Here is a 17,647-nt window from a genome sequence, read left to right on the forward strand (position 1 = left end):
TCACCGTTGTGCGTGAAATTCAGCGGCGCCGGCGATTCAACCCGGGGCGAATCCGCAACCGGCTCAACACCTGGTGCAGCCGGCGCAGGGATCGGTCTCAAACCCAGTGACGCGGCTTCACCGTTGTGCGTGAAATTCAGCGACGCCGGCGATTCAACCCGGGGCGAATCCGCAACCGGCTCAACACCTGGTGCAGCCGGCGCAGGGATCGGTCTCAAACCCAGTGACGCGGCTTCGCCGTTGTGCGTGAAATTTAACGGCGCTGGAGCGGCATGGGCCTGTTCTGCGGCTGGCACCGCAGTCCATTGCCGGCGCTCGATCTCTTGCACGATTGGCACAGCAAACGCTGTCGCCTCGTCCAGGGAAACGATGATTTCGGGAGAGCCCTGATGCTGGTCATAAAGATCCTCAAGGGTGCTCTTGAACCGCTCGCGGTACTCGTCGTTCTCCATGTATGCAGTAACCATCGCGACGGCCTCTTGCGTATGGTCATTGGTAGCAACCAACCACATCGCGTGATCTTCCCCGCGAAGCCCCATCATGGTGTCAGAGGAAAGCACCTCTGCCTCAGTCAGCACTACGTCCTCGCTCATCTGCATCTTTTTGCGCCAAGTCGCTTCCAGTCGTACCAGCTCGCTTGGGCTCACCGCTTCGGCGGTTGTTGGCGCTGCTGCAGTTGGTGACGCTTGTGCCGGCGCTGCTGCAGCCGGTGACGCTTGTGCCGGCGCTACTGCAGCCGGTGACGCTTGTGCCGGCGCTACTGCAGCCGGTGACGCTTGTGCCGGCGCTACTGCAGCCGGTGACGCTTGAGTCGTTGTCTCTGGATCGGCCGACCAGGCGCGGCGGAAACCCTGGATAGATTTGACGCTTCCGTCTGCTTGTTCCTTCGGAATGGTCACGGCCTCACGACCTAGGTCTTTCAGCTTGATACGGTCACCCTGGGCGAACTCGTGTTCGGCCATCGCGTCTTTAAGCGCAACACCCCAGACAGTCTTCTCCCCGGCCTCAGTGTTAAGCGTGACGTAGTAGCTTGGGCCGTTATTAGGGTCTCCTTTGTAGTCTGCGGGACCATGAGCGACCAACTCACCAGCGACGATCGAGCGATCGACCACAACAGGCACTGCTTCTTCGCCCGGGGCAATCGTTTCCTGACCTGGTGCATCTGCATCCGCGGTGCCCGGGGACTGAATCTGCTGGCCTTCCTTCTCGATATCCAGTTCTGCGCGGCGCAACGTCAGCGCTTCATTCATTTTCTTATCGGTGAAGTGGATATCCATGCCGCCTTTTGCTGCGGCTTCCACCACCAGGCGTTTGAATTCGGCAGTACCGTTGATGGTCAAGGTGCTGCCGAAGCGCTGCATTGCGAGCTGCAATGCAACACCAACTCCGGCTTCGGTGATGCCGGTCCGGCGCATAGCGATCGCGGTACCCGTATCGACAAACAGCGTTTTGTCACTGGTTTTGCTGAGGTAATGGACGTTTTGACTAAAGCGGGACTTTTTGGTGTAGATGTCCTTTGCGCTCAACTCGCGTTCGCGCTCCTTGCTAACCTGGTCATTGGTCTGGAGCGTGAGGCGGGCAATCAAGGCTTTTACTCGATCTCGCGCCGGTGCGTTAGGACCAGGCCCACTGATGGAAAACTCAGGTAAATCTTCTTGCGGCTCATCATTAACAAGTCCGCGAATTTCAGCACTGCCCATATAAGTAGCCTCTTTATGAAGATTCGGGTTTTGTATTGCCTCGCGTGCTTTCATTCGCTCAAACGTCAGAACCGAAACAAGTTGTGCTTTATCTTGTTTGGTTAAACGATCGTCTGAGAAAATTGAGCGCCGTATTTCAAAGAACTTTCTATTAACCCGCTGAACAGCCTTGCGCTGGCTTGGTAATAGTTGGTTCTGTTCTATCTGCCGATTAAAATAAGCGGCGACAGTTGAAGCGTTGCGGTTAACAGCAACTGGTTTAATAGTTGCTAACTTCATCACCAACGCTGAATCGACCGGCACATTTAAGGGCGCGAACAGACGCCGAGTACGGGCTTCGATATCAGTGATGGTTGCAACACGATGAGGATTCAGTGCGTAAGGCGGGATATTGCGTTTGTTGCCGGAAGTGCTTCTGGGCCTACGTTGCTTCCTGGGCTGGGTAAGTGCTGGTTCAACTCCAGGCGGTGGATCCCGCGATGTCCCCCCTCCAGGATCTACTGCGGCAGCCAGGCTAATGATTAGGGCCGACTCAACCGGTTGCTTCAAGGGATCGAAAAGCCGCCGGCCACGCTGCTCGATGTCAGCAATAGTCGCCATACGGCGCGGGTTGCGTGCATAGGGCGGAATGCTTTGGGCTTTGCCGGACCTGCGTTTTGATTTAGCTGGCGGCGGATCCCGCGACGTTGCGCGTCCCGGATCGATCGCTACTGCCAGGTCAATCACCAGGGGCGAGTCAACCGGTTGCTTCAATGGATCGAAAAGCCGCCGGCCACGTGCCTCAATGTCGGCAACCGTCGCTCGACGGCGGGGGTCGCGTGCATAGGGCGGGATTACGTCTCCAGTTCTACGTTCCCGAACTCGCTGTTGTCGTGCTGCTGTTCCGACAGTTTCACCACCGGCGCCCCGTTCTGCTGCTGACGCAGGAACGGTGGAATGTCGTCCGGGTCGTTCACCCGTGGTTCGTCCTTGTCCTCGTCCTCCTTCTCGTAGAGGCGATCGCAATCCAATATCTCCTCCTGTGTCTTGCTGTCCCAAGTGAACGTGTGCATCGCCGAGCAGTAATTCCGGAGTGTCAGGCTCTTGGGATTGTCCGGCTTGCCCGTCAATTGCCACATCGCTGACGGACATGTCTTGCAGGCCAGTGGCAGTTTCAGCAGTGAGCTTGGTTCCAGCTTCAACAGCACCTCGCTGACTACTATTCGGGCGCTTGGTATTTCTTGGTTCGATGTCATGAGAGTCTCCATAGTTTTCGTAAAAGGCTTGCTCACGCTGAGTTAATAGCGCGGATCTTTCGGCTGGGGATGCTTCTTTATATAGTTTCCGAAATGAAGGTGTTGCCTTACTAACGTATTTAAGCTCTTTAGCCCGTTGCGGCCATTCGGTAAGTCGCTCCTGAATTACGTATTTATCAAGAGGAGGCTTCTTCAATTCGCGCCTGACAACAAAGTCATCCTGGAAGATCGTGTCTTTAAGGTTGGTGAACTTCGCATCATCAGGCAGCTTTACAGCAACGTATTCGTTTTCTTTGCCCTGGTTGCGGACCTTAATCTCACCGTGTGTCGACACCAGGTCGTAAAAAGCCTGCCGAGTCGAAACTCCTGTTTCAATTATCTGTTTAACAAGCTCTTGCTTGAACTCACGATTTTTCCCGTAAAAGTCGTCACCTTTATATCGAGACAAAACGCTAGCGGCATCCTTCGGATCAACGCGAACATGTTCCCTTGGCGACGCAAGATTGTACTTTTGATTTATGTACTCTTGGAACGCCTCAAAGTACCGTTCGTTGGAAGAATACATACCAACAGGGTTAGCTTCATTTCCATTAAGCAAGTTCTTGCGAGGGATAATGATATGGATATGAGGCTTGCGCTCAATCATCTCCCCCGTTTTTCTATCCTTGATTTGCTTTATTTTTGGTATGTGAGCTTCCGCGTAGAAATTGAACTCGTCATCTTTATACGCATACATCAAGAATTGCTTAAACTCAGCAGTGACCGCTGTTAGTGTGTCGTGGGATACATGGTCTTCACGAAAGGCCATAGTGAAAGACAGGTAACGGTTCTGTCCTTTATCTGGAATACTTTCATAGACCATTTTCGTTAAGTCTAGATCGCCGTCCAAAATGACGCGTTCATCAAGCTCATTACGTGAAAACTCGCGCCCCTCTTTTTTTCCCTCTTCGAGATATTCCTTGGCACCAGTGTTGTACCCCTTGCACCTAATCAGCATGCTTCACCCCCGCAAGCATTAGCTCTCGTATTTGTACAAGTTCGTTGATCGCCTTAATGTATAATGTCTCAGATATAATCTCTGATTTTCGGTAAGCACTGTTAAACCGATACGCCAACTGGTTCAGGTTATTACTTGACTTATTAAACAAGAAAAGCAGCCGATCATTATCTTTCGAGATTACCGGCGCTTCAAATACTGCGTTGGAGTTAAATAATATCTCCCTTAGAAAGTCAGATTGTTTAACTCCACTATCACGGAGCTTCTCTTCATATGGCGCAATATCCTCTTCGCGCAGCCGAAAGGAGACCACGCGGGTTTTGTTTTTTGACATGGCAAACACCCCAACGGATCAACCAACGAGATAGACAACAGGCCTTGCAGGCTTCCCGCTTTGCGGGGTTTCAAAGGGGTTTCCCCTTTGGCGCGGACGATTGTTTTCAAAATGCGAAGCTATTTTGTAAACAATCGGTAACGTGCCTCTCTTTTCAAAGCCCTTGCTTTAATTGGCATAAATTTGCGCAGATTTGCATTAAGTTGCATTGGAGCCTTGAGAGGTTCCCGGATTTGCATTAATTTGCACTGAATTGCGTTACGAGGAGATTTTTCAGGATGACCGCCGCACAGCCAAAACCCAGGACCGGCAAGAGCCAGTTTTTCCCATTGATGCAGGAGATCCGGGCTCGCTTAGCTATGGGGGAAACAAACCGGCAGATTCACAACGACTTGGCCTGTAGAGAGTTGGTCAAGATTAGCTATGACCAATTTTCCCGGTACATCCGACAGCATTTGAAAGCGGACGTGATAGCCGTATCAAAAAGCCACGCACCTGGTCCTAGCCCGCAATCGCCTAGCCAATACCCTCGACTTGATGCACAAGCGCACCCTTTCAGTTTCCCTGGCGGCGAAACCGGTAACGGTGACCGTCGAAGGAATAGCGATAAGGAGTTCCACAACTCCGTACCAGACCGAAAAAAAATCTACGGCACACCTGAAAGCACGCAAGACTAACGCCGCAGCCAAGCGGGGTTAGTTTTAACTTTTGGTTAATCCGTTTTTCCTTGGCTACCAAACAGTTTTTTATAAGTCGGTGGTAACGCTCCTATAACGCGTTGTTGGTCGCTGTATTGCGAACGCCAAAACTCGGCGGAGTTTCGATTGTCAATGCCGATGCCGTACAGAACATAAGATGCCGCCGAGAACACCCCCACCAGCCCAAGTATGGCCCCCGCTAAAATAATGTTAGCGGCGAACGTTTTTTTACCCTGCGGGTTAGTGCCCATAGAGCGTAGATTAGCCTCCAGCTTCACCACGTCTCCCTGCATCCGCTGTAATGATGCTGTAACAGCACTATCGGCACTTCGTTCAACAGCGTCAGTAATGCGCCGGTGTGCCGAATCTAACTCAACCTTGGCCAGCGCAGCTAACACGGCTTTTGTTTCAATAGTCAGCAGCCCCGCGCTCTTTTCTGCTTCTTCTACAGCATCGGCGATGATGTTCAAACTGCTTTCAAGTACCTGCGGAATACTCTCGATCGCTTCAACGATCGGTGCGGAGAATGTTCTCATTGCTGCTTGATTCGCCATGACCATGGCGAAGATAGGATCTTGATTGGAAAGTTTCATTCCCAACCCGGCGAAAACGTCCATTTTGATCTGTTCAAAAAGTTCGTTGTTACTTTCCATACATTAAGCCTCCAGCTTGTAGCCAAAAACCCGGTCCAGTTCAGCGTACAACGATTCAAATACGCGATTAACTCGCGATTTGGCGATAAAGCCAAACTTGTCAGATTCTTTAAACTCACGGCACGTCAAGTGATGTTCCGTAAGCAAACGGATGTCGGTACTGTAAGCATCACTGTTGCGGTCTTCGATTTTCACAACGCCTTGGATAACATCGCTGTTGTCCTTGATCCATGGCATTTGAGACAGGGATTTCCCTTCAAACTCGGGAATACCCCAAAACTCATTCTCCCAAACAACGATCTTAGTGTTGGTTTTTGATTTCTTCACAAGGTCAATGAGTGAAAGCAAACCAGTAACGGTGTCGTCCTTCGCTTGGCCGCCGGTTACAACCGAATGGATATAAACCTGCTTTCCGTACTCTTGCATAGTCTCAAGAATTAGATTTGAACTAATAAATTTTGCAATCGGCAGGAAGGTCGACGCCCCGTTATCGACTATAGACACTTGTTTGGTGCTGAGAATCGCTTCAAACAGTGGATCAAACAATCGCTGAACTACGGTTCCACCCTCCGTGATAGGAACCAACTGAACATTCAGAGCGGCAATACGGTGGAACGTGCTGTTTACAGGGTCAGTGTCACCACAAATAGGCACCAGCCCGCGTTCAACTGCATATTGACCCAATACAGCCGAAACAAACGACTTACCAACACCACCTTTGCCCTGGAGTGTCCAGTGCGTAGTATTCAAGAGAAAGTTTAATGTAGTTACTGCGAAGTCTGGAGTGCGTACTTTACTCATATTATCAACTCACAATTAATGGAAGAATTCGCGAATATATAAATGCTCGCGTCATAACTTTAAAAATTCGGTGTGCGAACTGTTGAAACACCAAGGGCGCGGCCCTTGTCATCTCGCCAACGGCCGCGTGGACCTCAGGAGCGTGGGGGTGAAGCAACCCCACACTCCTGCGGTGAGCCTTGTTTTGTGGGTGTGCCGTCAAGTGTCCGCTTCGCCCGTGCTTCCGTTCGCCGGAACGGTAAAGCTGTTCCGGCGAGCCGGGAGCGCGGCACCTGACTGTGCGGCGGACGGCGGTGCTGCTCAGAACGGAATGTCTGGATCCAGCCCATCATTATCGTCTGGCAGGGGGGCCTGCGGGGACGACTGAGGAGCCTGCTGTGGTCGCTGCTGCGGCCGGGGGCTACCGCCGCGCTGCCCCTGCTGATCGTCATGGGGACGCCCGCCGAGCAGTTGCATGGCGCCTTGCATGTCCACGACAATCTCTGTGGTGTAGCGCTTGATCCCATCCTTTTCCCATTCCCGGGTCTGCAACTTGCCCTCGATGTAGACCTGGGCGCCTTTGCGAAGGTATTCGCCGGCGATTTCAGCGACCTTCCCGAACAGGGATACCCGGTGCCATTCGGTTTTTTCAACTTTCTGACCGGTCTGCTTGTCCGTCCACTGCTCGCTCGTCGCCAAGCTCAGGTTCGTAACTGCATTGCCGTTCGGCAGGTACCGCGTCTCAGGGTCCTGTCCACAGGTCCCAACCAGGATGACTTTGTTTACTCCGCGTGCCATAGGTGAATCCTTATAGGTGATTGCTTATTGAAGTTATCGAGCGAAAACCATCTGTACCTTGCCCTGCGCATCGAGTCGCAAAGATGCGTCGAATGCTTTGCCCGCTTGGGATTTGAAGCCTTTCAACATGGCCGTTTTGCCTTTTGTCAGCAGCGCTTCCAACTGCCCCGAAGTAAGCGTCTTGCCACTGATCTCAGGCCAAATTTTGAAGGAGCAGGCCTTGCAACCAATCACCTTTGGAGTAACTGCCAGTTCGCCCCCACACATAGGGCAATTGGCGGTGATCTGAAAGGCCGGCGCCTGGGTTTGGATCTTGATATTTCCCACATCGACGTTGCGCACTTGGTCAGCGATGAACAACTCCAGCTCGTCCAGGAACGCATCCACACTCATTTCGCCGCTCTCGATCCGCTGCTGCTGCTCATGCCACAAAGCGGTCATGTCCGGTGTAGTAGCGATAGCGGGCAGCGCGGCGACAAACTCCAGGCCCAAGGGTGTGGGGATCAGTTTTTTCTTATCGACCGTGTAGAAGTTCCGGTCCCGCAGTTTTGCCAGCATTGAACCCCGGGTTGCCGGCGTTCCAATACCGCCGTTTTCCCCGGCCGCTTTGCCTTGGTCGCGCTCCAGCAATAACTGTTTGATACGCGGATCCTGGACGTACTTGGAAACGCGCTGTAGATCCTTAAGCAACATCGCTTCGGTGTAGATCGGTAGCGGCTTGGTTTTTTCCTTAGCGATTTTCACATCCGCGCATAGCCCGGTAGCACCGGGGGTTAGGACCGAAAGCACATCAAAACGGCTTTCAACCTGGTCGCCGTCATCATCACCGCCTTCTTCCTCCTCGATGTCGGCAGAGACGAGCGATGTCCAACCGGCCACTGTGGTCTTGTTTGCTTTGGCGATGAAGGCGTTACCCGTAACGTCAAAACAGACTTCCGCCGCCAAGTAGCGTTTCTCCGGGAGAAACTGCGCCAAATAGCGTTTTACGATCGCCATGTAGACCTTTTGTTCATCGGCGGTCAGTTGCGTGATTTCGAACTTCGCTGCGGTGGGGATGATCGCTGTATGGGCCGATACCTTGGAATCATTGAAGGCACGGCTCTTGCGCTCGGAATCGACATTAGCGAAGGCACTCTTCAACTCCGGCAACGCTTGCGCCAAAGCGTCAAGGGTCTCAGGGGCTTCAGCAAACTGCTCATCAGTGAGATAGCTACAATCAGACCGGTTATAAGTGATTGCCTTGTACTTCTCACGTAGCGCCTGGGTTATCGCTAGCGTTTTTTCTGCATCAAGCCCGTGTTCCTTGCTGATGTGAACCTGCAAGTCCAGCAGTGCGAATGGAAGCGGCGCCTGAGTAGTTTTCTCTGGCACGCTCACTGAAACTACCGTTGCCGGCGACTGGCGGCACGCGCGGGCCACCTCGTTGGCATAGGCCTCGTCAACGATTCGATTTTTCTCATCGACCGGCGCTGCCGGCGGAACTACAAACCGGGCGCCGAGCGTGTTTTCACCGAATGCCAGGTTGGCACTCAAGCTGTAGAAGTAGGCCGCTGAGTGGCTTCTGTTGGCTAAATAGCGGTTCACGATCAAGCCCAGGACGACGGTTTGCACGCGCCCAACGGACAAAACAGCTTTGATCCCTTTCGCCTGAGCAGCCAATGTGTACGCCCTGGTCATGTTGAAACCGTAGAGCTGGTCCCCGATGCTCCGAGCCAGGGCTTTTTGCGACAACCCGTAAAACTCGCTGTTGTCCCTGATATTTCCCAGCGCCTTGCGTGCCGCATTGGCGTTCATATCGCTGATAAGTAGACGTTTCACAGGGCTTTTGTTGGAGAAGTACAACAACACCTCATCGACCAGCAGCTGCCCCTCGTCGTCAGGATCGCCGGCGTGGACGATTTCAGATGCCTTGCCGATCCACTCGCCTACTGTCTTGAGTTGATCTGCTGTTGCAGGGATCGGCACATACTTTTCCGGCCGGAGCTTCAATGGCAGGTCTTCGGCGTTCCACTTGGCGTAAGCCGGGTTGTGCGCATCTGGCGGGGCCAGGGCCAGCAAATGGCCGACACACCAGGTCACGATGTCTTGACCGCATTCGATGTAACCGCCTTTACTGCGAGGATTACCCAGCGCTTCGGCAATTACTTTGGCCAGGGCTGGTTTTTCAGCAATAAATACACGCATACGAAATAGCCTTCAAAAAATGAGTTAGAAATAATCAACGCGTAGCATCAACCGGATGACTTGCCGAACTTGTCATTAATCAGTTTGTTGGTCACTGGATCAGCACCTGGGCAACTGTTGGTAAAACCAAGTCGCTCTTTAGCTGTTTTATTCCAGTCGATTTTCTTTTTCTTCTTAAAGACAATGATATTGAAGTGATCCGCTATCGCATCATTGCACTCACTATCGTTAGTTCCTGTGAATAAACCGAACATGCACAGCGCGGTTTTACAGGGATCTTTTGCGAATGCTGGTCCAGTGACTAGCATTGCAATTGTCAGTACCCCAATAGTCGCGAGTTTTCGTAATTTAGAAGGCGAACCTGGTTTGGCAGGCAGGCACAACTGGGCCGCCTCCGTAATGATGCAGTTCATGACAAATACCTTTGATGTACGCGCTGTGTGGTGCGCGTGTGCGAAGTTTATGCCGGCGGGTTGTTTCGCTTTTCTTGCTCGTTGCGCAGTTGCTGATCGTGTGGGGCAGCGACGGCGACTTTGGTTTCGACAGTGCGAACAGGCACTGTTAGGCCATCAATTTTTGCGATGTCTCCCAACGGTATAGCCGGCGGCGTCATGTCGGCCCGATTGATAAACACCTCCTCCTCGTACCAGAAGATTTTGCGCGCCCGAATTTTCATTGGAGGGGTTTTCTTTGTACCCTGGATGAAAACCAACTCTTCATGGTAGGGCAGTTCGTTCACCTCTTGCGGGAGCAACAGCGGCCGGGCCACTTCGCTGTAGTTATCCGTTGAGGATCCGTTTTTCCCGTTGTTCACAGACTGGTTTTTGATGCGCGCTGTATAGGTTCCCAAAGCCTTGCTGTACTCCTCAGCGAGCTTGATATCGCCGGCGCTGTAAACGACCTCGATGTGGAAAGCCTTCATGATCCCGTTGCCAGCCTGCTCACCGTAGGTACGCTCGGCGCGCATCTGGTCTTTACCCTGGAAGATAATCAGATATCGCAAACCAGCGCCCCGCGTCAGTGCCGGTGCTGTTTCCATAATCTCCATACGGCCCATGATTGCGATTTCATCAATCAAGAAAAGTACCTGGTACTTGAGCCGCAACGAGCCGTCAGCACAGTGACCGCCCTGCTCCGGCAGTACCTTGGAGTTTTCCCGGATGGCCTGGGTGAAAAACAGGTTCATCAACGGGCCGTACTTCTTGAGTGAGCCTTCGGTCACGCAGAAGTAAACACTCATCTTTTCTTCGCGCAGCTTAGAAAAGTCGATGTCATCGCCAGACACGGCCCAGGCAACCGTTTTTTCTCCATACATCGCCAGGGTATCGCGCACGATATCGGCCGTAGTGGACCAACCGCTGCTCTTGTTCTTCGATGCCTCGTATACGCCATTCAGTTCACGCAGACATTCGACCGAAAGCCGGCTTGGACCGTCGCTCCTCGTCTCGATGATCTGTTGTGCCCATACCCCCATGGCACTGCCCAAAGCCGCGATTTCGTACACCTGGGGCAGAGTGCAAGGCATCTCTGGCGTTTCCATCAGGTACAGGATGATCGCGCCAAAGACGTTTGCTGCTTTGTTGTACCACTCTTGGTTTTTCGGGTTGTCCGACACGAACAACACGCTGGCCAGCGATCGGATCTCCCCCAACCGGTAAAGCGGATCGCGGCTAACCCGGGCTAGCGGGTTCCAGCGATGGGTTTCCATTCGCTCCGGCGAGAAGCGAAAAACCTTATGGCCCATGGCCGCCCGAAAGCCTGCGGTGGTATCCCAGTTTTCAAACTTCGGGTCGTTCACCACCACCGAGTCGGGGTAGCTCAAAAGGTTAGGAATCACGATACCCACGCCTTTACCCGTACCAGGCGGGGCCGCCAACATCAGGAACGTTTGACCATAAGAAGCAAGAAACGAATTCTTTTTCGGATGCTTGCCGAACAACAGGGGCGGGTGCCTATCGATTCGTTTCTGAGGTCGTTTAGGGCTGTACGCTATTGCTGCCATGTGCCCTCCGTTTCGCGGTGTGCGCGGTTTGTTTAGCAAGGTGGTACGCGTGAAACGCTTCCGGCGTCATGCCAAGTGCCAGGCGCTTTTGGTCCTCCTCGACCACACCGTGTTCAAACTGCTCCAGGGCTTCACCGTCGTCCTTGAACACTCGGTTAAAGTCTGCCCGTACCTGGTGCGAATTCTTCTCCCTGACAAACGCATGACCGAACTGGCGCGCCAAGTACAAATCAGCATCGCGTGATTGCTGGGCTTCTGATTTCATACTTCCGCTCCTACAGAGTTACCAAGGCGTTGAGGTTCTTTGCAACAACTCCAATCATCGCTATTGCTTCGGGCATATCAGGAACACTGACATCAGCATCACCGTAATCGTGTGGAAATCCCGCGCAGAAAGTCAGCGATAAACAGCCGGTGGCTCCGCTAAAATCAGCCGCCAAATATTCAACACGGCTATAGCGGTAAGCATAAATCGAGATGGTAATTTGCCCTGTAATTACGCGTCTGGCTTCATTTGCTATTTTGTCTGCCCATTGCTCGACTTCAGGCAAGTAGTACTGCGATGAAGGGCCCAGGTCGCATTTATCTTTTTTCACGCTGCTTTCTTTGCTCATGCCATAACCTTTATTTATTGAGCCGTTATACGACTGGGTGACTTGTCGCGCAGAAGTATAGGGGCCACCCAGCCATTAATGGCGCGGTAGCATTTGTTGGTGAGTGTGGAATTTTAAGGCGTGCTAACGCACTATTCAGCGCGAGTCGCCTACATCATTGATACTCGCCTTTGTACTCAAACAACTTCAATTCGGTGTTGTTTGCAAAACGAGCATCACCGTGTATCGATGAAACGCGTTTGAACTTCATCAATAGGGCCAACACGGTGATACCGATCGGCAGGAGGGTAATCGCCGCCGTGGCGCACCAGGCCCAAGGCAGAAACACCAGCCGGTAATCATCCAGGGTCAATTTCGAAGCATCGAGGAGCGTATGCCACGACACACCCATGTATTCCTCCTGGTTCAACACCAGGAACAGCCAGCCTCCTGCGTAAATGCCCAGGACAAAACAAAGCGCCGTCAGTACCAGAACCGCGAAAACGATCGCCAACCACCACATAAATCCTCCTAGACCGCACGGGTATTGAGCAGTTTTAGTTTCTGTTCAGGTTCGTAATGCACTTCAAGAATTTCCGTCTTCTCCATGTAAATCATTACGTCAAAAGCCGTTCTCACCAGGCGTTCGACATAGCTGTAATCAAGTCCTCTACCCACCTCGGACTGCTTCACCAGTCCGCACACACGAGCAATTCCCGAAACACAGTCATTGGCGTGGGCAGTGGTCACAGTGCCCGGTACGCCGGTGTTGAGGATTTCGATGTAATGCCAGGCTTCATCGCCCGTCAGTTCCGCCAAAAACAGGTGATCCGGCTTCATCCTCATGGTGCTGGCCACAAGCTGCTTGGGCGTGACCGTGGGGCCGTATAGCAGGTGAACGTGATTTGGATGCAGCGGAAGCAATAACTCGTTAATCGCCTCAATGGTGACCATCCGCCGGTGCCGAGGAAACTTGTCAACCAATGCTTTAGCCAGTGTCGTTTTCCCGGAGCCAGGCCCCCCGAAAATGATGATGTTCAGTTTGTGCAACACCGCCAGTTCAAAGAACTGCTCCCAGTCGCCGGCATCATGCGCGGCCTGGATTTCCAACTGCCAGTCGGCCAAAACAACGCTGGACTCCCTGATTGCCTTTGCGCGAGCAAAACGGCCACTTTTGATGTAGTCCGAAAGGGGGATCCGCTCCAGCGACGGGTTCCGTATTGAAAACGAGATAGTGCCGGTCTCGCAGGCCGGCGGGATCACCACTTGGGCACGAACCCCATCCGGGAAAGTGCTAGGAAATTTCAATGTGTGAATCGGCGTCTCCGGCGAAAGCACAACACCGTTATAAACCGCCAAGCTATTGGCAACCCGCCAGCAAAGCGCATAGTCCAACCAGGGAGCGGCCTCAAAGGCCCCGCTGGGATCGATACTTGTTGCTGGCCATATTTCACCTGGGCGGTTGATCAGCACTTCGGTTACATCCGGCCGTTTCATCCGCTCGGTAATACCGGCCTGGGCCAAAAAGTCCTGGAGGAGTGTTGAGTCCACCAGAGTATCGGCCGGCGCGATCTCGGCTGCCGGCACAACTGAAAGGCTTTGCATACGCACCCCTTAACGGTTTTCGTAAACGTTAGAAAAGTCGATGTCGCGGGCAACAATCACGGTCAGAACGGTACCTGGGAGGATGTAGCCGGTAGGTGCGATGTTGACGGTACTGTTCAGCGCCTTGTCCGCCATGCTTTCGACGTTCTGCTCACTGTTGTTCACCGTGTACCCATTCGATCCACTGCTCTGCGTTGCAGTTGTCGCGGCCTTTAATGCGTCCTGGATGAACGACAACATGATCGCGCCGCCATAACGCTCCCCGTAGTGATTGTCTATCCAGGCTTTAGTACCGCTGGCCCCCATGGGACCGGCACCCAAGCTATCCAGTCGTGCGCGCACACCCCATTGGGTTTCAAGCTCGGTCCAGCTCGTGAAAACGTTCTGCTGGCCAGCGATTAAGGCGACCTTCTGCACACCGGTTAAACGAGCGCTCGCCTCAGCGATAACCGTAGAGCCATCAGCGGAATACAGAGGCTCTGTGAGCCGGCAGTCGACTATCCCAGGCTGTTCCGTGATTACCTCCGGGTAAACCGCACAGCGCGCATACGTGCCATGGGCCAGCAAGTACTTGCCATCCGGTGCCAAAGACGCCTGCGTCGGTGCAAAGCTGACCCCGGAAAGGTCGCTCAAACTCCCACGGGAAGATGAGCCACCACCAACGCCCAGCGCCGAGGCGTCTACGGGGCCGCCTGGGAAGCCAGGAGGGCTGCCAGGGCTGCCAGGTTGCGGTGGTGTGCCTGACGCGCTTGAACCGTCCTGTCTTCCACCAACACCCATGGCATAACCTGCGGGATTGTTGATTACGGCGCCCATCACCACACCACCGCTGAGCTTGCGCTGTGCCGGCGTCTCTGGTTGTGGTTGCTGCGGGTTGCCGGTTGTCCCTTGATTAGGTTTGCTAGGATGCGTTCCCGTCTGCGGCGGTGGCGGCGAACTCTCTTTCTTCCGTCTGGCTTCCTCCTCCTCCGCCGCGTTTTTCCGGTTTGTCTCCTCAAACTCCCTGAGCTTTTCGGCGCGCCGCTCCTTCATTCCTCGGTCGTCCGGGGCCGGTGCATTGAGCGTTGCATCGGCTTTCGCTTTGCTCTCGTCTACCTGACTTGTGCCTTGGCGCATTTCACCGATCACGTAAGTCCAAATGCCAATGAAGGCAAGGATGAACAACACCAGCAGCAGCCCGATTGCCGCATAGATCTTTACGGGCTTCGGTCTGTTGCGCTTGCCACGTAAATCGAAATCGCCTCTGGCCTTCTCGGCCCGCAAGTTTTCTGAGGGTTCAACCGTGGGCCCGCTGATTACCCCGGGTTCATTGTTCTGCACGCTTCACCTCCCGAACTTCGCCCGTGGTCGTTCCGTTAAAGTTGTACGGGGTATCCAGTGCTTGAGTTGGGCGCATTTCCAAGACCAGGCTGTTCAACCGAAGTCGGAACAAATGGCTGACGCCGTGTACCACCAGGATGTCGCGAACCGGTCGAACGTTGGCCAGGGTTTCAGTCCCATCAGGTAGTACCTGATACACATTTGGGCGTGGCAGGTTTGTTGGGAAGCGGAAACACGTAAACGTCCCGTTGTCCCATGCCTCAGCAGGTGCCAACGAGCGCTCTCCGCGTTTTTGATAAGGCCCACTGCGCAACCCGCTGCATGGATCTGCAACCATATTTGCGGGCACCGGCTTAGGTTGTTCTGGATGCCTGAACCGAAGCATGTACGTCATGTCACTGAGTTTTTTGACCAGCGTTAACTCAATAATGTATGTATGTCGGTTAGTGTTAATTGTGATGTTTGTATCAGCGTCCTTCGGGTTGATTGGCTTAAACGTAATTAGATTACCTGCCTGGTTTAATCCCAACTCCCAAGCCTTAGGATCACCAGACATGATCGCGCCATCACGTCCCATCACATTTTCATTCGGCGGCAACTGTATTGAGGAAGTACGTCCTACAAAGGCCTGAACACGATAAACGTTGTCAGGGTTATAAATAGCCGTCTGGATCCGGGCATCCAGTGCGGAACGTTCGCCCATGGTTTCGGCCTGGACGTGACACACAGCCGCGCTTAGGGCCAAGCCCAAAGCTGTGGCGAGTAATCTACCCATTTTTCACCCCAACTTCCTGCACGGTGGAATAGCTTTTGACGCCAAAGCCACGAGGGTTAACCAGCTCTTGCTCGCGTTTTTTCGCCGGGTTCTTGTAGTCATAACTAATAGTCATTACCCAAGTCGCCGGTTTAATACCGGGATCAGGAACACCGTTCCGATCAACTACAGTCTTCGTTACACGGACTTGTGCAGACTTGGTGGTGTCTTCGGGGCGTTTGCGCTCAAGGGGTGTAACGCCATTGACTTCAACCCGCATCTGACGACTGTTTCCCAGCGTGTCCAAATAGCCCTTCTTGGAAAGCTGGAAGTTTTTATACTCCCCGAACGTGTCTGAATAAGACAGAGTTTCAACAATATTGTAATTCGCATCATTATCGGCGAAATTATAACTCTCGCGAAACCTAACATAGGTGCTTAACCAAAAATCATCATCACGTTGATCTTGAGTCTTTGCGTCACTCACTTGGGGCACAAGATCGCTATAGCCTGTGATGTTATCAACGCGCACCAAATACGGTATTACCGTCTTTAGTGGTGTCAATCCTAAAACCGCTCCAATTGACATAAATGCCAAAAGACCAAAAAAAGCTGAGAGCCGCTTCCACATCTTCACGCTTTTTTGAAGATCCTTAGCGATGTTAGCTTCAAACCATCGGGCGGCGTGTGCGTAGGCCTGTTCAGCCAAGCTGATTTTTCGTGCATCAGACGGATCGTTAAGCAGGCCAAGTTCAATCGCCTGCTCTTGCTCAACAATTTGATCTTTAGTTTTGCGCGATTTGCGAAACATATATTTATCTCGAAAATAAATTAATGGGGAACAAGTCTCCACACCAGCGCTCTTGGACCAGCGCGGTCATTAATATTGAGGGTGTGACGACGATCAGTTACTGCCGATAACCTGCATGTAACGCTTGGTGAAAATCTCTCTGTATCGCCGGGCCGGTTCGCCACCCGCCGGACGGTGGTAACAGCCGGCGGCCTTTACCCAATCACCTTCCTTGTCGAAGCATTTGCGCAGTTCGATAGCGGCAGTATTCAGGTTGTCGCTGGGGGAAAGTGCATCACAGGGGTGGGCGTAGTGTTGCGAACCAACCCAACCCCAATTCTGCTGCGTGAGCCCGATGTCTACACCGTACTTTCCATGCTTTTGGAGCCCTTCAAGGGCGGCGTTGCAAGCGGCCCCGCGAGTTGCGAAGTAGCGGCTTTCGCCTTTTATATTCAGTGTCCAAGGCCACGGATAGAAGCCGATTTTGATTTTGAAATTGCTTTCCACCTTCGCGATTGAATACAGAACGGCGGGAGGTACGCCATGTAAGAGCGCTGCGCGCTGATAGGCCGGAGGCGGTATCTCTGCATTCACATGAGCGCTTGCGACAATGGTGAGTAGAAACAACGTCTTCTTCATTGAATGAGTACCACCGAGCCGTTGGGGATTTGAGCAGGGAGCGTCACTCCCAGGTTCGCCATGTTCGGGGCCAGCAGAATGCCGTTCTGATTAGTCCCGACATTTATAGATTCAGTTCGACGTGCTAACTCGCCCGCGAGACCGGGCAAAGTCCCAGAGTAAAAAGAGTAACTTCTACCATTTGATACATAGTTACCCAAATTAGCTGATTTTACATACCAGCTTGGCAGCAATAACTGCGTATCCGCCACGGCCCCGGAAAAAGCAGAATTCGAACTGGCAAAATTCGCTACTGCGTTTCGATACACCAGCATATTTATAGACGTTGCGGTCACATCCGCAAATTCGGCATTACGCTCTTGGCTTTTTTGTTCGGAGTTAAACATAGAACTAATTAACAGAATAGCAACAAACAAAACCCATAATAGAGGCATGATCGCCGACCCATAAAGTTATATTTAATTTTTGCCACCGCACGTCTTATTCCAACAAACAAGGTGAGTGCAACCATTTTAGGGCTTTTTAGATAACCCCCTGCGATGCATGTACGTTAGAAACCAATACT

The 17,647-nt window shown here is 52.7% G+C and carries 17 protein-coding genes; all 17 read right to left on the bottom strand.

Going from position 1 to position 17,647, the window contains the following annotated elements; genetic code table 11:
- Positions 1 to 3,932, bottom strand: a 3,932-nt coding sequence (locus tag ACP7CJ_RS27340) for an LPD7 domain-containing protein (protein WP_426102934.1), incomplete at its 3' end; no start/stop codon positions are given.
- Positions 3,922 to 4,266 (bottom strand): plasmid mobilization protein, encoded by a 345-nt coding sequence (locus ACP7CJ_RS27345; RefSeq protein WP_426102936.1) that lies wholly within the window; start codon positions 4,264 to 4,266, stop codon positions 3,922 to 3,924. The genes ACP7CJ_RS27345 and ACP7CJ_RS27340, both read right to left, overlap by 11 nt.
- A 712-nt stretch (positions 4,267 to 4,978) precedes the next feature.
- Positions 4,979 to 5,617: a hypothetical protein gene (locus ACP7CJ_RS27350; RefSeq protein ID WP_426102938.1), complete on the bottom strand. Its 639-nt coding sequence runs from the start codon at positions 5,615 to 5,617 to the stop codon at positions 4,979 to 4,981.
- Positions 5,618 to 5,620: 3 nt separating this feature from the next.
- Positions 5,621 to 6,418 (bottom strand): conjugal transfer protein, TraL family, encoded by a 798-nt coding sequence (locus tag ACP7CJ_RS27355; protein WP_426102940.1) that lies wholly within the window; start codon positions 6,416 to 6,418, stop codon positions 5,621 to 5,623.
- Between the two features lie 300 nt (positions 6,419 to 6,718).
- Positions 6,719 to 7,195 carry a single-stranded DNA-binding protein gene (locus ACP7CJ_RS27360; RefSeq protein WP_426102941.1) on the bottom strand — a complete coding sequence of 159 codons (477 nt, stop codon included), beginning with the start codon at positions 7,193 to 7,195 and terminating at the stop codon, positions 6,719 to 6,721.
- Between the two features lie 33 nt (positions 7,196 to 7,228).
- On the bottom strand, positions 7,229 to 9,379 hold the full coding sequence (locus ACP7CJ_RS27365) for a DNA topoisomerase 3 (protein ID WP_426102943.1): 2,151 nt from the start codon (positions 9,377 to 9,379) through the stop codon (positions 7,229 to 7,231).
- A gap of 47 nt (positions 9,380 to 9,426) precedes the next feature.
- A complete protein-coding gene (locus ACP7CJ_RS27370; protein ID WP_426102945.1) occupies positions 9,427 to 9,792 on the bottom strand; it encodes a TrbM/KikA/MpfK family conjugal transfer protein in 366 nt (121 codons plus the stop codon).
- A 47-nt stretch (positions 9,793 to 9,839) separates the two neighbouring features.
- Entirely contained in the window at positions 9,840 to 11,381 is a 1,542-nt protein-coding gene (locus ACP7CJ_RS27375; protein ID WP_426102947.1) for a type IV secretory system conjugative DNA transfer family protein, read from the bottom strand.
- Positions 11,356 to 11,646, bottom strand: coding sequence for a hypothetical protein (locus tag ACP7CJ_RS27380; protein WP_426102949.1), 291 nt, complete (start codon positions 11,644 to 11,646; stop codon positions 11,356 to 11,358). Before ACP7CJ_RS27380 ends, ACP7CJ_RS27375 begins: the two co-directional genes overlap by 26 nt.
- 10 nt (positions 11,647 to 11,656) lie before the next feature.
- Positions 11,657 to 11,995 carry a hypothetical protein gene (locus ACP7CJ_RS27385; RefSeq protein WP_426102951.1) on the bottom strand — a complete coding sequence of 113 codons (339 nt, stop codon included), beginning with the start codon at positions 11,993 to 11,995 and terminating at the stop codon, positions 11,657 to 11,659.
- Positions 11,996 to 12,149: 154 nt separating this feature from the next.
- Positions 12,150 to 12,497 carry a hypothetical protein gene (locus ACP7CJ_RS27390; RefSeq protein ID WP_426102953.1) on the bottom strand — a complete coding sequence of 116 codons (348 nt, stop codon included), beginning with the start codon at positions 12,495 to 12,497 and terminating at the stop codon, positions 12,150 to 12,152.
- Between the two features lie 8 nt (positions 12,498 to 12,505).
- Positions 12,506 to 13,579: a P-type DNA transfer ATPase VirB11 gene (gene virB11 / locus ACP7CJ_RS27395; RefSeq protein WP_426102955.1), complete on the bottom strand. Its 1,074-nt coding sequence runs from the start codon at positions 13,577 to 13,579 to the stop codon at positions 12,506 to 12,508.
- Between the two features lie 9 nt (positions 13,580 to 13,588).
- A complete protein-coding gene (locus ACP7CJ_RS27400; RefSeq protein WP_426102957.1) occupies positions 13,589 to 14,899 on the bottom strand; it encodes a TrbI/VirB10 family protein in 1,311 nt (436 codons plus the stop codon).
- Complete coding sequence (locus tag ACP7CJ_RS27405; protein WP_426102959.1) at positions 14,886 to 15,674, bottom strand: TrbG/VirB9 family P-type conjugative transfer protein; 789 nt, start codon at positions 15,672 to 15,674, stop codon at positions 14,886 to 14,888. Before ACP7CJ_RS27405 ends, ACP7CJ_RS27400 begins: the two co-directional genes overlap by 14 nt.
- Positions 15,667 to 16,464 carry a virB8 family protein gene (locus tag ACP7CJ_RS27410; protein ID WP_426102961.1) on the bottom strand — a complete coding sequence of 266 codons (798 nt, stop codon included), beginning with the start codon at positions 16,462 to 16,464 and terminating at the stop codon, positions 15,667 to 15,669. The genes ACP7CJ_RS27405 and ACP7CJ_RS27410 overlap by 8 nt, the downstream gene beginning before the upstream one ends.
- Before the next feature lie 93 nt (positions 16,465 to 16,557).
- Positions 16,558 to 17,082: a Soluble lytic murein transglycosylase gene (locus ACP7CJ_RS27415; protein ID WP_426102963.1), complete on the bottom strand. Its 525-nt coding sequence runs from the start codon at positions 17,080 to 17,082 to the stop codon at positions 16,558 to 16,560.
- A complete protein-coding gene (pilM, locus tag ACP7CJ_RS27420; RefSeq protein WP_426102965.1) occupies positions 17,079 to 17,516 on the bottom strand; it encodes a type IV pilus biogenesis protein PilM in 438 nt (145 codons plus the stop codon). The genes ACP7CJ_RS27415 and pilM overlap by 4 nt, the downstream gene beginning before the upstream one ends.
- Between the last annotated feature and the right edge of the window lie 131 nt (positions 17,517 to 17,647).

It is taken from the genome of Pseudomonas sp. PSPC3-2, from assembly GCF_049897085.1.
Classification (GTDB): Bacteria; Pseudomonadota; Gammaproteobacteria; order Pseudomonadales; family Pseudomonadaceae; genus Aquipseudomonas; species Aquipseudomonas paraveronii.